Here is a 16,584-nt window from a genome sequence, read left to right as displayed (position 1 = left end):
CGCCGCGCCGCGCGCTGCTGGGGTGCTTGGGCCAGAAGTGCGGGCGGTGGGCGGTGACTTTTCGGCGCCTCTTGCGGGTGACGCCGTGAAGGCCTGCTTCCCTACTCTCAAAGTCAGGGTCCCGGCGAAGTCGAGGTCTTGCGGGTCAGGCGGCTCTTCGTCGCTGCGCGAGCTGACGATGGAGGAATTGGGACGTTGAGTGTCCCCACCCCCACGCAAGTAGTCCTCTAGTTGCGATCGATGCGTACGCAAGGACCGCAACTAGAGGACTAATTGCGCCGGGGGGAGGGGGAGGCGGGTATGGAGCGGGCCCGCACCGTGCAGCATCGGCGCGGGCCCGCAGTTTCAGGGGAAAGGGACGTCAGAAGCGCGCGGTGATCCGCGTGAAGTCCCAGTCGTTCTGCGCGATACCACTGCAGTTCTCGGCGACCCCGCCGCCTGCGCAGCCCCGGTCACGGTTGGTCGACCAGAACGCGAGCCTGGCGGTCTTGTTGGTTTTGGACCAGTCGGTGATCCTGCTCCAGGTGTCGAGACTCGTCAGTTCCCGCTGATCCGAAAGGCCGTTCATCCCGCTGATGCCCAGGTGGCTGTACGCCGTGGCGTCGTTCCAGCCGAACGTCGACTTCAGCTTGTCCCGCAGTCCGTTCGCGGCGTTGATGGTGTTCCCGTACATGTCCGCGCCACCACCGAAGTCGAACGGCATGATCGTGTAGACGTCGATCCCGGCGTTCAGCGCCTTCGACTGGTCGATGAGCCGCTGGCCCCAGGAGTTCGGGCCGGTGGTCGTCGTGCCGAAGGTGAGAATGGTCTGGATACCGGGGTTGTTCGCCTTCACGATCTTCAGCGCGTTCAGGATCCGGTCCTGCACGACCGCGTTCTCGAACTCGTCGGTGTTCTCGATGTCGATGTCGATCGCCTTGAGACCGTAGGCGTCGATCACCTTCTGGTAGGCCCCGGCGAGGGCTTCCGGCGTCGAGCAGTTCGGGCCGAGCTTGTTGCCGCTCCACCCACCGAAGGAAGGCACGATCTGGCCGCCCGCGGCCTTGATCTGCGCGATCGCGTTCGCGTCGACACCGCCCTGCAGCGGCCTGCTGCCGTCCCACGCGGGGTTGCAGCCGCCCGAGGACAGGATGAACGCCATCGTGAACCACTTGACGCCGGTCGCGTTCATGACCGTCTGCGGGTTCGGCGGGCTGCCCCAGCCCAGGTACAGGTACGGCGCTCCACGCCCGCCGGGCAGCGGCGGGTTGCTCGTGGTCGTCGTGGGCGGGTTGGACGTCGACGTGGTGGTGGTCGGTGTGGTGGGGGTGGTCGGCGTCGTGGTCGGCGTGCCGCCGCCCGGATCGCAGGAACCACCGTTGATCTTGCAGTTCGCCGGGGCGACGTAGCCCCCGGAGTACTTGACGTTGAACCCGAAACTGGTGCTGCCACCGTTGGGAAGGTTGCCGTTCCAGGTGTTCTTCACCGTCACATGCTGGCCGGAGACGGAGTAACCGCCGTCCCACAGCGAAGCGATCGAATGTCCTGCGGGGAGATCGAATTCGACCGTCCAGGTGGGAAGGCTCGATCCCGACTTGTTGCTGATCGTGTACTTGCCTTCCCAGCCGGAGCCCCAATCGGAGCCCTTGCTGAAGGCGGCACCGACGCCGCCGGCCGCGGAGGCCGGCGCGATCACGAGGATCGCGCCGACCGTTGCGGCAGCGGCGGTCAGGCCGATGGCCTGTATCCAAGTCCGCTTGGCCACTGTCAAACCTCTCAGTTCAGGCCGTTGCGCATGGCCGTGACGAGTTCACCGTTGCCGGTGTCACCACTGAGCTCCCAGAAGAACGCGCCGCCGAGACCCTGGTTCTTGGTCCAGCCCATCTTTCCGTTGATGGTCGCGGGAGTGTCGTAGCTCCACCAGTTGTTGCCGCACTTCGCGTAAGCGGTGCCCGCGATCGTGCCGGTCGACGGGCAGCTGCTCTTCAGGATCTTGTAGTCCTCGATGCCCGCCTCGTAGGTGCCCGGTGCCGCGCCGGTCGCGGTGCCGCCCGGGGTGTCCTGCGTGACGCCGGTCCAGCCGCGACCGTAGAAACCGATACCCAGCAACAGTTTGCTCGCCGGGACGCCCTTGGCCTTGAGCTTCTGGATGGCGTCGTCGGAGTTGAATCCCTGCTGCGGGATACCCGGGTACGCGGTCAGCGGCGAGTGCGGGGCCGTCGGACCCTTCGCCGCCCACGCGCCGAAGAAGTCGTACGTCATGACGTTGTACCAGTCGAAGTACGCCGACGCGGGGCCGTAGTCGGCGACGTCGAGCTTGCCGCCGCTGCTGGCGTCCGCGGTGATCGCGGCGGTGACCAGGAACGAGGAACCGAATTTGGTGCGCAGCGCCTGTGCCACGTTCTTGATCGCGGCGGGGCCGCTGGTGTCACAGGTGAGACCGCAGGCGTTCGGGTACTCCCAGTCGATGTCGATGCCGTCGAAGACGTCGGCCCACCGCGGGTCCTTGATCAGCTTGTAGCAGGACTCCGCGAACGCGGCCGGGTTCTTCGACGCCTGGCCGAAGCCGCCGGACCAGGTCCAGCCACCGAACGACCACAGCACCTTCAGGCCAGGGTACATCTTCTTCAGCTTGCGCAGCTGGTTGAAGTTACCGCGCAGCGAGCCCGCGTCCCAGCTGTCCGAGACACCGTCCACACTGGACCCGGCGTCGTAGAACTTGTCGTAGTCGGCGTAGGTGTCGTCGTTCGCGGTGCAGGAACCGTTGGTGACGTTGCCGAACGCGTAGTTGATATGCGTCAGCTTGGCCGCGGAACCGGAAGTGTGAATGTTCTTCACGTGGTAGTTACGGCCGTAGACGCCCCACTGCACGAAGTAGCCGAGGTTCTTCTTGGCGCCCGGGTTCGGGTTCGTGGTCGTCGTGGTCGGCGGGTTGCTCGTGGTGGTCGTCGTCGGCGGGTTCGACGTGCTCGTCCCGGTGGTCGTCGTGCTCGTCGGCGGGTTGCTCGTCGTCGGCGTGCCGCCACCCGGGTCGCAGGAACCGCCGTTGATCTTGCAGTTGGCGGGCGCGGTGTAGGCACCGGAGTACTTGACGTTGAAGCCGAAGCTGACGGTGCCGCCGTTGGGAACGTTGCCGTTCCAGGTGTTCTTGACGGTCACGTGCTGGCCGGAGACGGTGTAGCTGCCGTCCCACAAGGAAGCGACCGAATGCCCGGCCGCCAGGTCGAACTCGAGCGTCCAGGAACTGAGGCTCGAACCCGACTTATTGCTGATCGTGTACTTGCCTTCCCAGCCGGAGCCCCAGTCCGACCCCTTGGTGAGCGAGGCTCCGACCCCGCCCGCCGCGCTCGCCGGGACGGTCACCAGACCGACCGCCAGCGCCGCGACGGCCGTGAACAGACCGATCAGATGCCATCTTTTTCTCGACATTTCACTCCTTACAACCCGGTGCAGGGAAATGATCTTGGAGACGATTTCGTCAATGGGAAATCGGCGACATCGCGTTACCGCGGCCGAAGCCGGGCAGGCGGGGATGCGTCTTCATCGACCACCTCCATGCGGAACGCTTTGTTGCGGGAGACGGTACGTGGTCTGGACCAATATGGGAAGCGTCACTACGCAGAGTGGCGATTTTACTGCTAACGGCCTAATACGTTCGACAGCGTTAATCGTTCACTGGTTCGGTGCCGCTCACCGACGAGGCTCGTCCATTTCGCCGAGCCGGGCGATATTCGCCGATTCATCGGGGTCCGGTGCGATACCGGAAAGGAACACCTCGGTGATTTCGACGGCCACGTCGGGGGCGAGCCGTTTGAGGCTCAATGCCAGCACATTGGCGTCGTTCCACTTGCGCGCGCCCGCGGCGATCCAGGTGTCCCAGGCCAGTGCCGCGCGGACGCCGGGGACCTTGTTGGCCGCGATGGCCGTGCCTGTCCCGGTCCAGCACATCACCACGCCGAAGTCGGCTTCGCCGTCGGTGACCGCTTTGCCAACCGCCGCGCCGAGCTCCGGCCAGTCTTCCGACGTCGCCGGAAGGATCACCTCGTGCCCGGCCTCGGCGAGGAAGGCCCGGACGGCGTCCGTGGTGGCGTTCCGGTCGTCGGCCGCGAAGGCGATCTTCATACCCGGATCGTACGCCGTCTCACCAGGTGACGAACCGGAAGTCGTGGGAGGATCGCGGCGTGGACCCGTCTGCGGAGGAGCGTCGGCTCCAGCGCGACCAGGAGGTCGCCAGGACGCGGATTCTCGACGCCGCCGCCCGCCTCGTCGGCGAGACCGGCTTCGCCCGGCTCAAGATCGGCATGGTCTGCGCCCGGACCGGCTATCCCAGCGGCGTCGTCTACCAGCTGTTCGGCTCGAAGGAGACCCTGGTGCAGCGGCTCGTCGAGTTCGCGGCGGAGAAGTTCGCCGACGTCTTCAGCGCCGCCGTCGCCACCAGGACCGGCGGGCTGACCCCCAGCCCGATGGACATGCTGCGGGCGCTGCTGGACGTCTTCTTCGCATTGCTCACCGACATGCCGCCGCTGAACCGGGCGTTCGTGGTGCTGTGGACGGACGCGACCGTCGGCGATCCGGCGGTGCGGTCGGCGATGACCGAGGCCGATCGCCGGTACCGGTTCGCCATCGCGCAGACCGTCGCCGCCGGGATCACGGACGGCTCCATCGCCGGTGTCCGTGATCCCGACGCGTACGCGGCGGCACTGGTCGGGCAGCTGCGGGGGATCGCCGTGGCCGCGATCATCGATCCTGGCGGCATCGATCTGCGTGCCGTCCGGGCGGAGATGGAGTACGCCGTGGGCAGACTCGCCTAAACCTTGGCCAGTTCGGCCGCACCGAAGGAGACGTCGAACCGGTCGCACCAGATGGTCACGCTCGAATACCGCGCCAGATCGGTGCCGGCGGGCAGGGTGTAGTTCTGACTTCCCTTGTTGCCCTTGAGCTTCCCGGCGCTCACATGCGTGCCGTCGTCGAACACGAACCAGCCGTCCTTGCCGGGGACGACCGGCGCGTCGGTGAGCCAGACCCGCAGGTCCGGGCCGTTGCTCGTGTCCAGGTTCTCCAGTCGCAGCACCAGCGATCCGTCGGCCGCGCGCAGGATCCGGACGCCGCCGCTGGTCGCGTGCTCGTGACTGATCAGTTCGCCGGTCGCCACGATCGCGGGCTCTTTCGGCGCGGGAGCCGCACTTTCCGAAACCGGGGCGACGGGCAGTGCCTCCTGGACCGTCTCGTTCACCCAGAGCTTCCACGGCTGGAACCAGTAGAGGCCCGCGGCCACCGCCACCACCAGTCCGGCCGCCACGACGGCGAGCACCCGCTTGCGTTTCATGGCGTCATTCAACCGCGTGCGGCGCCCGAAACGCGTTACCGAACTCTTACGGCGTGAGCACCACCTTGCCCGCGACCGTTCCGGATTCGGCCAGCCGCATCGCTTCCGCGACCCGGCTCAGCGGCAGCCGCGCCGCGACCTGTGCCGTGATCGAGCCGTCTTTCAAGGCCGCGAACACCTGGGTGAGATCGGTGCGCAGGCGGGCGCGGAAGCGGTTCTTCGCGAAGGCCCGCCCGGCCCAGACGTTGAAGAAGTACGCGTTGCGGCCGTTGGGAAGGCTGTTCCACAGCAGCACGCGGGCGAGGATCTTGAGCACGGGAAACTGCTTGGAGCCCTCGTCGTCGCGGGTCGCGGCGCTGCCGTAGGAGACGAGGGTGCCGCCGCGGGCGAGCAGCTTCCACGACGCGGGCACGCTGGCACCGCCGACGTGGTCGAAGACGGCGTCGACACCTTCGGGCGCGAGTTCGCGGACGCGGGCGGAGATGTCCTCGGTGCGGTAGTCGATCGGCACGACTCCCAGGCGCCGCAACGCTTCGTGGTGCCGTTTCGACGCCGTGCCGATCACCTGTGCGCCCGCCTGTGCGGCGAGTTGCACCAGCAGCGAGCCGACGCCGCCGTTCGCGCCGTGGACCAGGATCGTCTGCCCGGCGCGCACCTTGGCCTTGCGGTGCAGCATCTGCCAGGCGGTGATGCCGTTGACCACCGCGGTCTCGGCCTCCTCGGCGCCGAGGCCGTCCGGGACCTCGACAACGTCGGCGGCGTCGAGGACCACGTGGCTGGCCCAGCCGCCGACCTTCGTCAGCGCGGCGATCCGGCGGCCGCCGAGCGAGCGGTCGACCCCGTCACCGGTCGTCAGCACGGTGCCGACCAGGTCGTAGCCGGGGACGAAAGGGAAGGGTGGCTGGTCGTAGTACTTGCCGCGGCGCATCTGCTGTTCGGCGAACGAGACCCCGGTCGCCTCCATCGCTATCACGACCTGGCCGGGGCCGGGCGAGGGTAGTGGGCGTTCCCGCAGCTCCAGGCCTTCCGGCTCGACCTTGCCCGGCAGTACGACCTCGGTCAGCGTGCTCATTTCGATCTCCCTGATTAACTCTCGTGTTCGTTAGAGCTTGTAACTATAGTGAGCATTGCTCTCGAAAAAGTCAAGCGGGGTCACGTCTGGGTTTCGGCGCCTTGACCGGGTCGCCGCCGCTTGACACGATTGCCGATCTGAAAACGGCATATCGGACGGAGGCCCCTCGATGGGTTCGGCGATGTTCTCGATTCTCCTGCCGATAGCACTGGCACTGGTCATGTTCGGGTTGGGGCTGACCCTGACCATCGGTGACTTCACCCGGGTGCTGAAATACCCCAAAGCGGCCGTCATCGCGCTGGTGTGCCAGATGATCGTGCTGCCGGCCATCTGCGTCGGCCTCATCCTGCTGTTCGGCCTCGAAGGTGTGCTCGCGGTCGGGATGATGCTGCTTGTCGCCTCGCCCGGCGGGACGTCGGCGAACCTGTTCAGTCACCTCGCCGGCGGCGACGTCGCCCTCAACGTCACGCTCACGGCGATCAACTCCGTGCTGGCCGTGTTCACCCTGCCGCTGGTGGTCGGCCTGTCGATGGCCGAGTTCCTCGACGGCGGTGCCACGGTCGGGCTCCAGCCCGCGAAGTTCGTGCAGGTGTTCGCGATCGTGCTGATCCCGGTCGTGATCGGGATGGCGGTGCGGCACCGGTTCACCGACTGGGCCGAGCGGATGCGCAAACCGGTCAAGATCGCTTCGGCGGTGGTGCTCGTGCTGGTGATCGTCGCCGCGACCGCCCAGGAGTTCCAGACCCTGATGGACAACATCGGGACGCTGGGGCCGGTAGCGCTGCTGCTGTCCGTGTTCAGTCTCACGATCGGCTACTACGTGCCGCGGTTGTTCCGAGTGGACCGCGGGCAGTCGATCGCGTCCTCGATGGAGATCGGCATCCACAACGCCACCCTCGCGATCGCCGTGGCGATCTCGGTGCTCGGTGACGAGAAGATGGCCGTTCCCGCCGGGATCTACGGCGTGCTCATGTTCTTCCCCGCCGGGATCGCGGCCTTCCTGTTGTCCCGCAGCCGGGAACGCGTCCCAGCCTGAGGGCGGCCCTTATGGCGGGCTGGTCGTGTCGCGTGATTGGTTGGACGGCACGTGTGAGCAGACGGACGACACGCGTGATGGAATGGACGACACGCGCGCGGCCGGGACACGCGTGTCGTCCATTCCATCACGTGAGTTGTCCCGCTGGTCACGCGACATCGCCACTGGCGCACCGCGGTAGGTACTCAAGACACCCTTGGCTCAACCCGGATCGCCACTCACGACACCCGACCCGCTCAACCGGCCGGCGCGAAAAGCTGGACGTACTCGGGGGTGTCGTCCACCCGCACCCGCAGGATCGGAACGGTCTTGTTCACCGGGTCACCTTTGTCGTCGAACGAGATCATGCCGCTCGCGCCGGGGACCGCGAGCTTGCCGTGCAAGCGGTTCTTGGACTGGAGCACGTCCTGCGCGGTCACCTGGGCGGGCGCGGTCCTCGGGATGCCGCGGATCGCCCACACCACGGTGAGGACGGCGTCGTGGGAGAGGATCGCGATGCCGTCGTCCAGCCGTTCCTTCGGGAACACCGCGCGAAAGCATTCGGTGCAGCCGTCCTCCTGGAAACTCGCCACCGCAGCGGGGTTGAACACCGACGGTTCGGTGGTCCACGCGCTGGGATGGGCCAGCCCTGGACCCAGCACGGTCACCTTGGACTCCAGCCCCCGGCGCATCTCCGGGCTCGGCGGCCCGACCAGCGCCAGGTCACCGGTCAGTACCGTGATGGGCCGGTCGAGGCACGGGCGTTGCGCCAGCTCGGCCACGAAAGACGAGAGGTGGTTTTCGCGACCCGCGAAGTACACGACTTCCGCTTCGTTGCCACAGATGTTCGGCATCATCTGCAGGAACGTGTTCTCGATTCCCGGCAGGCTGGAGTCGTAGACCTCGGTGCGCCCGACCATCCGGTGGGTGGCGTCCGCGAACTTCTCGGTGAACGCCTTCGCGAGCGTCTTCGGGTACAGATCACCAGGGTTGACGTCCTGCACCAGGGTCGCCGTATGCGCGGTCGGGCGGACGTAGCCCGCCGCGGCCATCCCGTAGGTGGAGCTCGTCGGGGACACCCGCATGAAACCGGGGATCTCGGAGAACTCGTCGGCGGCCACGGGCGAGGCGACGACCGGGATCTTGTGCTGTGACAACCGTTCGATGGCGTCACGTGCCGAGCCGAGGCTCAGCCCGATCCCGGTGACGGCGACGAGGCGTTCGCGTTCCACGCGGCCGACGAGGTCGTCCACCACGGGTTCCCAGTGGGTCAGCCGGCTGCCGGGATTGGCCAGCAGCAACCGGATCAGCGGAAGACTGCCCCAGGATCCGGTGGTGTTCGCCCGGCGCTGCGCGATGTAGGCGCCTTGGATCTGGTGCCGTACCCACTCGGCGGACAGGATGTCGTTCTCCACCAGGGTCATCGGCAGCAGGACCGCGATCGTCACCGAGGGTTTGCCCGAGGCGGCGACCGCTTCGTTCTCCTTGCGGATGTGGTCCTCCACGCCGGACAGTTCCGGGGAGAACACGTAGCTTCCATCCGTGACACCGACGCATTCGGCGTGCTCACCGCGTTTCTCCACCCCGTCGGCGCAGCTGCGCCCGGCTTCGTCGATCGCCGGGACGACGACGAACACGAACACGAGTGCGACGACGAGCAGGAGCAGACCTCCGACGGCCGTCAGCCACTTCGACCACGTCGGCCGTGGTGGTCTGATCCGCTCGCTCCGTGCGGTCATCGGTATCTCTCCGCCCTCTCGTGCAACAGGATGGATCCCCGTCCTCGGCCGTGCGCCAGCTGGTGGAAACCGCCTTCGATGGTCGAATTCACCGTCTCGCCCGGATCACCGAGCGGGTCCGCCGCGATCCACAACGCGACCACCAGCCAGGACAAGGTGGTCTCCAGCTCGCCGTCGGCGTTTCCGGCGTGCGCCTCCAGCTGTTCGTACGGCGCGACGGCCGGGTCCAGCCGGTTGGGCGCCGCGGTGATGACGTCGAGTTCGGCGAGCCACGCCTCGGCGGCCGCCACGTCGAACTCCACCTGGTCGTCGGCGAACGGCCTGCTCAGATGCGCGACCACCGCGGCGACGTTCTCCAGCGCCAGATCGTGATAGCGCGCCGACACACGCTGGCCGTGCTTCTCGTAGAAGTCGCGGCACCGGGTGTGTACCCGTTCCCAGTTCAGTGGGTGATGCTCGGCGCGAGAAGCCAGTTCCTGCAACAGGATTCGGCGCAGCCAGGGATGCAGGACATACTGCAGTTCTTCGCCGGGTTCCGCCCGCAACCACAGGAGATCGCCGAGCTCCTTGAACAGCGCGCCTTCCTCGGTTGCGTTGCGCAGATCGACGATGTTCTTGTGGAACAGCGTTTCCACGTCGCGCGCGGCGCTCGCCGTGACGAGGTCCTGCCTGCTCGGCGACGGCAGGTCCTGCAGCAGATAGGACTGCGCCGCGGCGAGCAAGGTCGTCTCGGTGCCGTCTTCGGCCGTGACACCGGTCCGCAAGGAGGCGCGCAGGGCGGTGGGATCGCGGGAATCGTAGAGCTGCGCCGACGCGCCGAAAAGAGTGGTGACGGCGCCGGGATGCCCATCGGTGAGCCGGTACAGGAATCGCGGCAGCCTGGAGGTCGGGTGAATGTCGCCACGGGCCACGATGTCCACCACGTCGTCCTCGGAAAGCGTGCCGAGTTCGAGGAGGTACCACGGATACCACCGTGGATCCTGGCCCGCCGTCCAGTCCGATTCCACATCGGACGGTCGCCGCGGCGACGGCGCCGGAAGCCCGTCCGTCCGGTGACCGCTCGGCCGTCTTCGTCGCGGGGTGCCCCGCTGCGGCGTCAGCAGCGACCAGCTCTCGTTCCAGTCCGGATTCCATCGGCGGCTGGTGGCGATCACCACCAGCGGGTCCGGCTCTCCGCCGGAGCGATGCCGCGCCTCCGTCAAGGTCCGCAGGAAGACCTGACCGCCCGGCGTATGCGCGTTGTCCAGCAGGACCACGCTGTTGAGGGTGCGGCGTGACCGGTTGACGCCCTGATAGGCCAGGCGCAGATCGGTGAGGAAGGCGTCGCAGAAGATGCTGTCGACGGCGGCACGGTCCTCGTCGTCACCCCGCGAGTGCTTGGCGATCTCGATGAGGAAGTCCTCGTGGTTGCCGGTGTTGGCGGGCAGTGCCTTGATCTTTCCCAGCAGCCGCCGCCTGTTGTACCAGCCGAGTCCGCGCAGCAGCAGGTCGGTGGCTTCGGACCAGCCTTTGAGCCCGCCCGCCGGAGCGACGCCGCCGACGAGGCGCACCACATCGACGATCGTCTCCCGGTTCTGTTCGAGCGGCTGGTTCTCCAGCAGCAGTTCGCGGATCTTGCGCAACGCGGCACGGCGGTCACGCAGTTCCACCGGCGCGCTCAGCACGAGCATGCACAGCCACAACCGGGGAAACGCCAACCGGCCGAACTGTTTCCGGTGCCTGCCGAGGTCGAACGCGAGATTCGCCAGCAGCTCCCGTGGCTGGATGTTCTCGCGTTCGTGCCGTTCGAAATCAAGGTAGGCGTGCGGAATTTCCTCGCAGCGCTCGGCGATCGAGTCCAGTAACGCCGACTTCCCGGCACCTCGAGCGCCGAGCGCGACCACGACGGGCAATGCGCGGCTGTGCCCTTTCGGGCGAGTGAGCAATTCCTCGACCAGTCCACCGGTAATCGAACCGAGACCGGAAATGCGGGGTATGCCGGCAGGCATCGGCCCCCCTCCCCGCGCGGCTCCCGATTCGACCGCGCCCGCTGTGAGCGTCGACTATAGACAGCCGATGGCGTAGCCGCAGGGAATCCCGCGGGGACAAAGACATCGCCGATTCGTGTTAACCGATTTGGCCTAAGATCAGGTCACGGTTAGCTTCGGGATGGGAAGCGTGAAACGGTAATTCGCGCACGGATATGAAGACGTTACGAATGTGACGAGAAATTATCCGCCGAACCGCGCGCAGGCGTCCGTGATCGCCTCGTCCAGTATCCCCAGTCCTTCCGCCAGTTCGTCCTCCGTCGCGGTCAGCGGGGGAGCGATCCGGAAGACCCCGCCCATCCCCGGCAGCTGAACGATGTTCATGTGCAGCCCCAGCTCGAGACAACGCCGGGTGACCAGCGCGCCCAGTTCGTCGGAGCTCTGCTTGGTGGAACGGTCCACGACGAGTTCCACGCCGACCAGCAGGCCACGCCCGCGGATGTCGCCGACGACGGGATGGCGGACGGCGAGGTCGTCGAGACCGCGGCGGAGGAACGCCCCCAGTTCGGTGGCGCGTTCGTCGAGGCGTTCGCGGGTGAGGACGTCGAGCACGGTGTTCCCGACGGCCGCCACCAGCGGGTCGGCGACGTGTGTGGTGAAGAACAGGTAGCCGCGGTCGTGCGCCTCCTGCTCGATCTCCGCGCTCGTGATCACCGCCGCCAGCGGCAGACCGGCACCCAGCGTCTTGGACAGCGTCAGGATGTCGGGGACGACGCCGTCGCGTTCGAAGGCGTACCAGTTCCCCGTGCGGCACAAGCCGGTCTGTGCCTCGTCGAGGATCAGCAGCATTCCGCGTTCGCGGCACTTCTCTCGCAGGGCCGCGAAATACCCGGGCGGCGGTTCGATGATCCCGCCCGAGCTGAGGATCGGTTCGACGACGCACGCCGCGAGACTGCCGACGGACTGGGCGTCGATCATCTCGAACCCGAAGTCGAGCTGGCGCCTCCAGTCCAGTTCCCCTTCGGCGGTGAGGAAGTCCGGCCGATAGGAATTCGGCGCGGGGATGGCGAAGTTGCCCGGCGCGGACGGGCCGTAACCCTTGCGGCCCGCGCTGTAGGTGGCGCTCGCCGCCGCCTGCGTCATCCCGTGCCACGATCGGGCGAACGACACGATCTCGTGCTTGCCCGTCACCAGTTTCGCCATCCGGATCGCGGCCTCGTTCGACTCCGCCCCGGTGGTCAGCAGCAACGCCTTTTCCAGCGGTGACGGCAAAGTCTCGGCCAGCCGCCGCGCGAGGTCGACGACGGGCCGGCTCAGCATCCCGCTGAACAGGTGGTCGAGCGAGCCGATCTGCCGCCGCACGGTGCCGACGATCTCGGGATGCGAATGCCCGAGGATCGCGCTCATCTGCCCGGACGTGAAGTCGAGGATCCGCCGCCCGGATTCGGTGAACAGATAGCTCCCGGCGGCGTGGTCGATGATCTCGCGGGTGAAGTCGCCGGCCCCGGCGTAGCGCACGAGGTGCCGGTCGGCGTCGGCCCAGAAGCGGTCGACGGTGGACAGGTCGGTGATCGGAGCAGCCATGCCTCGACGGTAAAACGGAGCCGAGCGACACGTCCATCTCGCAATTCCGGCTATGCTGTTCGCCTGATCCGTACAACAATGGCCGGATGCTCAACCCCTGGAGGCTCAGCCTGCTGAGCCGGCTGGACACCCTCGGCACGGTCCGCGCGGTCGCGAAGGCGGCCAACCTGAGCGCGTCGAGCGTGTCCCAGCAGCTCGCGGTCCTCGAGGCCGAGACGCGTACGCACCTGCTGGAACGCACCGGCCGCCGGGTCCGGCTCACCCCGGCAGGGCTGTTGCTGGCCCGCCGCGCGAGAGCCATCCTCGACCACATGGACACCGTCGAGGCCGAGTTGCGCGGCCTCGGCGAGGCGCCGACGGGGCTCGTGCGCCTCGGCGCCTTCCAGAGCGCGATCCACACCATCGCGGTCCCCACGATGACCAGGCTTGCCCGTTCGTATCCGCAGCTGCACCTCGAACTGCTCGAACTCGAACCGCACGTGAGCATGCCCGCGCTCCGCGTCGGCGACGCCGACATCATCATCACCACCACGGATTTCGTCGAGCAGCCGCTGGGCCCGGACATCGACCTGGTGCCGCTCGCCACCGACCCGGTCGTGCTCGTCGTCCCGCCCGGCCATCCGGCCGCGGGCCGGGGTCCCGCCGACCTCGCCGCCTACGCGAGCGAGCCCTGGGCGTTCGACATCCCCCAGTCGTACATGGCGAACCTCGCCACCCGGCTCTGCCGTGAGGCCGGCTTCGAGCCGCGCGTGGTCGCCCGGTTCAGCAACTACATGATGACCTTGCAGCACGTCGAGGCCGGGCACGCGATCGCGCTCCTGCCCGGCCTCGCCGTCGACAAGCGTTACCGCGTCGCCACCCGCGAACTCGCGACGCCGGTCACCCGCTCCATCACCGCCGCGATCAGGCGCGGGTCCGCGCCTCGCGCCGCTGTCGACCTGGTTCTCGAGGCGATCCGGAGTCATCCGGAACTGCCGCTGTGAACCCGTGCCGTCGCGCCAGCAGCACCACGGCCAGCGTCGGCACGAGCAGCACCAGGACGGTCCAGGGAAACGACTCGGCGCCGAAGCCCGCGAGGAGGACGCCGCCGGCGATCCCGCCGCCCGCCATCGCGGCGTTCCACAGGGTGACCAGCATGGCCTGCGCGATGTCCGCCACGCCGCCTTTGTCGCCCGCCTGCGCGGCGGCGGTCTGCAGCAGGGTCGGGACGCCACCCCAGCCGAGCCCCCACAGCGTCACCGCGACGTAGACCAGCACCGGACTTTCGCCCAGCAGAGCCAGAATCGTCGCGCCGAGGGCGACAAGAAGAGTGCAGGCGACGGTCAGTGAGCGCAGTCGCCGGTCGATGCGGACGCCGACGACCCAGATGCTGACCATCGACGCCAGGCCGAACACGAGCAGGATTCGGTCGACCGCGCCGCCCATCGACACGTGTTCGAGGAACGTGGCGATGTAGGTGTAGAGGATGTTGTGCGCCAGCACGAAGGCCAGCGTGACGAACAGGACCGCGGCCACTCCTGGCACGGCGAGGGTCCTGCGCACCGGGAGCCTGCCGCCCTTGTCCTGTCCCGGGAAATCGGGGACGGCCAGCGCGATCCAGCCGAGGAGGCCGAGCGCGATCGCCGACATGAGCGAGAACGTCACCTGCCAGCCGAAGAGGTTGCCCAGGAACGTGCCGGCGGGGATGCCGAGCGAGAGCGCGAGCGGGATGCCGGTCATCACGATGGCGATCGCCTTGCCCCGCACCGGTTCCGGCGCCATCCGCCGGGCGTACCCGGCCAGCAGCGCCCAGACCACGCCCGCCGCGATCCCGGCGACGAACCGCGCACCGAGGGTCAAGGGGTAGCTCGTGGACAGCGCCGTGACCGTGTTGGCGACCGCGAAACCGGCCACTCCGGCCAGGAGCAAACGTTTGCGGCGCCAGCCGGCCGTCGCGGTGGACAAGGGGATCGCGGTGAGCGCGGTGCCGATCGCGTACACCGTCACCAGCTGGCCGGTCGCCGCCTCGCCGACGCCGAGACCGGCGCTCATCGCGGGCAGCACACCCGCGGGAAGGGCTTCGGTGAGGACGGTGACGAACGCCGCCGTCGTCAGCGCGAGCAACGCGCCGAGTGGGAGTTTCGGAGTCATGGTCCGTATGCTCGGACCATCACATAGATGTGAAGGTCAAGTCGGCCGGGGTGAGGTGGCGCACATGCGGATCGGAGAGCTGTCGGAGCGGACGGGGACGTCGCGCCGTCTGCTGCGGTACTACGAGGAACAGGGTCTCATCATCTCGGAACGGCAGGCCAACGGCTACCGCGACTACGGCGAGCCTTCGGTCGACAGGGTCATCCAGGTCCGCGGCCTGCTCGACGCCGGGCTGCCGACCCGGATCATCAAGCAGATCCTGCCGTGCCTGGACAAGTCCCGGCAGATCTACTTCCCGGACGCGACCACGGAGATGCTCGAAACCCTGGAATCCGAACGCGACCGGATGACCCGGCGGGCCGAATGCCTGCTCCGCAACCGGGATGCCATCACCGAGTACCTCGACGCCGTCCGCGCTCGCCGTTGAGCCGAAGGGGACCTTCCCCGCGTCCGATGAGGGGAAAGCTCCCTTCACCGCGTCGCATGTGGGGAAAGTCCCCTTCAGCTCTCCTTGGCCTTGACACCGCGTGAAAGCGCTTTCAGGATGTTCGTGGGAAAGCGCTTTCAAAGGAGAACGGATGACCACGCGGAAACTCGGCGTCGTGATGAACGGCGTCACCGGGCGGATGGGCTACCGGCAGCACCTGGTGCGCTCGGTGCTGGCGATCAGGGAGGCGGGCGGGGTCGAGCTGGCCGACGGGTCGCGGGTCCAGCTGGAGCCGGTCCTGGTGGGGCGTAACGCCGACAAGCTCGAAGAGATCGCCAAGCGGCACGGGCTGTCCCGCTGGACCACCGACCTCGACGCCGCGCTCGGCGACGACGACCTCCCGCTGTACTTCGACGCGCAGCTGACCGCCGTCCGGGAGAAGTCGATCGTCCGCGCCATCGACGCCGGCAAGCACATCTACACCGAAAAGCCGGTGGCGGAGTCGGTCGAAGGCGCGCTCGCCCTGGCGCGGCACGCGGAGGCGGCCGGAGTCAAGAACGGTGTCGTCCACGACAAGCTGTACCTCCCCGGCCTGCTCAAGCTGAAGCGGCTGATCGACAGCGGCTTCTTCGGCCAGGTGCTTTCCGTGCGCGGCGAGTTCGGGTACTGGGTCTTCGAAGGCGACTGGCAGGCGGCGCAGCGTCCGAGCTGGAACTACCGCGCCGAAGACGGTGGCGGCATCGTCGTCGACATGTTCTGCCACTGGAACTACGTACTGGAGAACCTTTTCGGCGCCGTCAACGCCGTGACCGCGAAAGCCGTCACCCACATCCCTGAGCGCGTCGACGAGAAGGGGGACTGGTACGCCGCCACGGCTGACGACGCCGCGTACGCGATCTTCGAGCTCGAAGGCGGGGTCATCGCCCAGCTCAACTCGTCCTGGTGCGTGCGGGTCCACCGCGACGAACTGGTGGAGTTCCAGGTCGACGGCACGCGCGGCAGCGCCGTCGCGGGTCTGCACAAATGCGTCATCCAGCCACGTGAGGCCACGCCGAAGCCGGTGTGGAACCCGGATCTGGCCGAGACCCGGTCGTACCGCGCGCAGTGGCAGGAAGTGCCGGACAACGAGGACTTCGGCAACGGTTTCCGCGCCCAGTGGGAGCAGTTCATCCGCCACGTCGTCGAGGACGCGCCGCATCCGTACGACTTCATGGCAGGCGTGCGCGGCATCCGGCTCGCGGAAGCGGGCCTCGAGTCTTCGCGGGAGAACCGCCGGATTTCGCTCGCCTAGTGTCGCGTGATCCTGCTTGCTTGATGTTGGGTTTCGTTCCTCGGACGGCGATCT

14 protein-coding genes are annotated in these 16,584 nt (G+C 67.6%); 5 read left to right on the top strand and 9 right to left on the bottom strand.

The genetic code is table 11. The features are described from left to right. Positions 1–361: 361 nt before the first annotated feature. The 3 genes from ACM6LU_RS19895 to ACM6LU_RS19885 form a co-directional block, all read right to left on the bottom strand. The gene (locus ACM6LU_RS19895) at positions 362–1,717 is read right to left on the bottom strand and encodes a cellulose binding domain-containing protein (protein WP_414939546.1); all 1,356 of its coding nucleotides are present in this window, start codon (positions 1,715–1,717) and stop codon (positions 362–364) included. 38 nt (positions 1,718–1,755) lie between these two features. Next, positions 1,756–3,408: a glycosyl hydrolase family 18 protein gene (locus tag ACM6LU_RS19890; RefSeq protein WP_414939218.1), complete on the bottom strand. Its 1,653-nt coding sequence runs from the start codon at positions 3,406–3,408 to the stop codon at positions 1,756–1,758. A gap of 261 nt (positions 3,409–3,669) precedes the next feature. Further along, a complete protein-coding gene (locus ACM6LU_RS19885) occupies positions 3,670–4,101 on the bottom strand; it encodes an RpiB/LacA/LacB family sugar-phosphate isomerase (protein ID WP_414939217.1) in 432 nt (143 codons plus the stop codon). A 59-nt stretch (positions 4,102–4,160) separates the two neighbouring features. On the opposite strand from ACM6LU_RS19885, the gene ACM6LU_RS19880 reads away from it, so the two are divergent. Continuing rightward, entirely contained in the window at positions 4,161–4,790 is a 630-nt protein-coding gene (locus tag ACM6LU_RS19880; protein ID WP_414939216.1) for a TetR/AcrR family transcriptional regulator, read from the top strand. Here the strand turns inward: ACM6LU_RS19880 and ACM6LU_RS19875 are convergent. Together ACM6LU_RS19875 and ACM6LU_RS19870 are read right to left on the bottom strand one after the other, a co-directional pair. Continuing rightward, on the bottom strand, positions 4,787–5,305 hold the full coding sequence (locus tag ACM6LU_RS19875) for a DM13 domain-containing protein (protein WP_414939215.1): 519 nt from the start codon (positions 5,303–5,305) through the stop codon (positions 4,787–4,789). The two genes, ACM6LU_RS19880 and ACM6LU_RS19875, sit on opposite strands and share 4 nt — an antisense overlap. 46 nt (positions 5,306–5,351) lie before the next feature. After that, a complete protein-coding gene (locus ACM6LU_RS19870; RefSeq protein ID WP_414939214.1) occupies positions 5,352–6,377 on the bottom strand; it encodes a medium chain dehydrogenase/reductase family protein in 1,026 nt (341 codons plus the stop codon). 169 nt (positions 6,378–6,546) lie between these two features. On the opposite strand from ACM6LU_RS19870, the gene ACM6LU_RS19865 reads away from it, so the two are divergent. Continuing rightward, positions 6,547–7,413 (top strand): bile acid:sodium symporter family protein, encoded by an 867-nt coding sequence (locus tag ACM6LU_RS19865; protein WP_414939213.1) that lies wholly within the window; start codon positions 6,547–6,549, stop codon positions 7,411–7,413. A gap of 236 nt (positions 7,414–7,649) precedes the next feature. On the opposite strand, the gene ACM6LU_RS19860 is transcribed toward ACM6LU_RS19865, so the two are convergent. The 3 genes from ACM6LU_RS19860 to ACM6LU_RS19850 form a co-directional block, all read right to left on the bottom strand. Beyond that, positions 7,650–9,131, bottom strand: a complete 1,482-nt coding sequence (locus ACM6LU_RS19860) for a hypothetical protein (protein ID WP_414939212.1) — start codon at positions 9,129–9,131, stop codon at positions 7,650–7,652. Continuing rightward, a complete protein-coding gene (locus tag ACM6LU_RS19855; protein ID WP_414939211.1) occupies positions 9,128–11,119 on the bottom strand; it encodes a hypothetical protein in 1,992 nt (663 codons plus the stop codon). The genes ACM6LU_RS19860 and ACM6LU_RS19855 overlap by 4 nt, the downstream gene beginning before the upstream one ends. Before the next feature lie 222 nt (positions 11,120–11,341). After that, positions 11,342–12,682, bottom strand: a complete 1,341-nt coding sequence (locus ACM6LU_RS19850) for an aspartate aminotransferase family protein (RefSeq protein ID WP_414939210.1) — start codon at positions 12,680–12,682, stop codon at positions 11,342–11,344. An 86-nt stretch (positions 12,683–12,768) separates the two neighbouring features. Here ACM6LU_RS19850 and ACM6LU_RS19845 point away from each other — a divergent pair, with 86 nt between their 5' ends. Beyond that, positions 12,769–13,665 carry a LysR family transcriptional regulator gene (locus ACM6LU_RS19845; protein ID WP_414939209.1) on the top strand — a complete coding sequence of 299 codons (897 nt, stop codon included), beginning with the start codon at positions 12,769–12,771 and terminating at the stop codon, positions 13,663–13,665. On the opposite strand, the gene ACM6LU_RS19840 is transcribed toward ACM6LU_RS19845, so the two are convergent. Further along, on the bottom strand, positions 13,586–14,812 hold the full coding sequence (locus ACM6LU_RS19840) for an MFS transporter (protein WP_414939208.1): 1,227 nt from the start codon (positions 14,810–14,812) through the stop codon (positions 13,586–13,588). The two genes, ACM6LU_RS19845 and ACM6LU_RS19840, sit on opposite strands and share 80 nt — an antisense overlap. Before the next feature lie 64 nt (positions 14,813–14,876). Between ACM6LU_RS19840 and ACM6LU_RS19835 the strand changes: the two genes are divergently transcribed. Together ACM6LU_RS19835 and ACM6LU_RS19830 are read left to right on the top strand one after the other, a co-directional pair. Beyond that, positions 14,877–15,239 carry a MerR family transcriptional regulator gene (locus ACM6LU_RS19835; protein WP_414939207.1) on the top strand — a complete coding sequence of 121 codons (363 nt, stop codon included), beginning with the start codon at positions 14,877–14,879 and terminating at the stop codon, positions 15,237–15,239. Positions 15,240–15,390: 151 nt separating this feature from the next. Beyond that, positions 15,391–16,530: a Gfo/Idh/MocA family protein gene (locus ACM6LU_RS19830; RefSeq protein WP_414939206.1), complete on the top strand. Its 1,140-nt coding sequence runs from the start codon at positions 15,391–15,393 to the stop codon at positions 16,528–16,530. Positions 16,531–16,584: the final 54 nt, after the last annotated feature.

Origin of the sequence: Amycolatopsis sp. cmx-11-51 (assembly GCF_047608665.1) — a bacterium.
Taxonomy (GTDB): Bacteria; Actinomycetota; Actinomycetes; order Mycobacteriales; family Pseudonocardiaceae; genus Amycolatopsis.
Note: the sequence above shows the minus strand (reverse complement) of the source record. Positions and strands in the feature narration are given on the sequence as shown.

Coding starts and splice junctions, on each gene's coding strand:
- ACM6LU_RS19890 (WP_414939218.1), bottom strand. CDS start 3,408: ATGTCGAGAAAAAGATGGCATCTGATCGGTCTGTTCACGGCCGTCGCG.
- ACM6LU_RS19885 (WP_414939217.1), bottom strand. CDS start 4,101: ATGAAGATCGCCTTCGCGGCCGACGACCGGAACGCCACCACGGACGCC.
- ACM6LU_RS19875 (WP_414939215.1), bottom strand. CDS start 5,305: ATGAAACGCAAGCGGGTGCTCGCCGTCGTGGCGGCCGGACTGGTGGTG.
- ACM6LU_RS19870 (WP_414939214.1), bottom strand. CDS start 6,377: ATGAGCACGCTGACCGAGGTCGTACTGCCGGGCAAGGTCGAGCCGGAA.
- ACM6LU_RS19865 (WP_414939213.1), top strand. CDS start 6,547: ATGGGTTCGGCGATGTTCTCGATTCTCCTGCCGATAGCACTGGCACTG.
- ACM6LU_RS19860 (WP_414939212.1), bottom strand. CDS start 9,131: ATGACCGCACGGAGCGAGCGGATCAGACCACCACGGCCGACGTGGTCG.
- ACM6LU_RS19855 (WP_414939211.1), bottom strand. CDS start 11,119: ATGCCTGCCGGCATACCCCGCATTTCCGGTCTCGGTTCGATTACCGGT.
- ACM6LU_RS19850 (WP_414939210.1), bottom strand. CDS start 12,682: ATGGCTGCTCCGATCACCGACCTGTCCACCGTCGACCGCTTCTGGGCC.
- ACM6LU_RS19845 (WP_414939209.1), top strand. CDS start 12,769: ATGCTCAACCCCTGGAGGCTCAGCCTGCTGAGCCGGCTGGACACCCTC.
- ACM6LU_RS19840 (WP_414939208.1), bottom strand. CDS start 14,812: ATGACTCCGAAACTCCCACTCGGCGCGTTGCTCGCGCTGACGACGGCG.
- ACM6LU_RS19835 (WP_414939207.1), top strand. CDS start 14,877: ATGCGGATCGGAGAGCTGTCGGAGCGGACGGGGACGTCGCGCCGTCTG.
- ACM6LU_RS19830 (WP_414939206.1), top strand. CDS start 15,391: ATGACCACGCGGAAACTCGGCGTCGTGATGAACGGCGTCACCGGGCGG.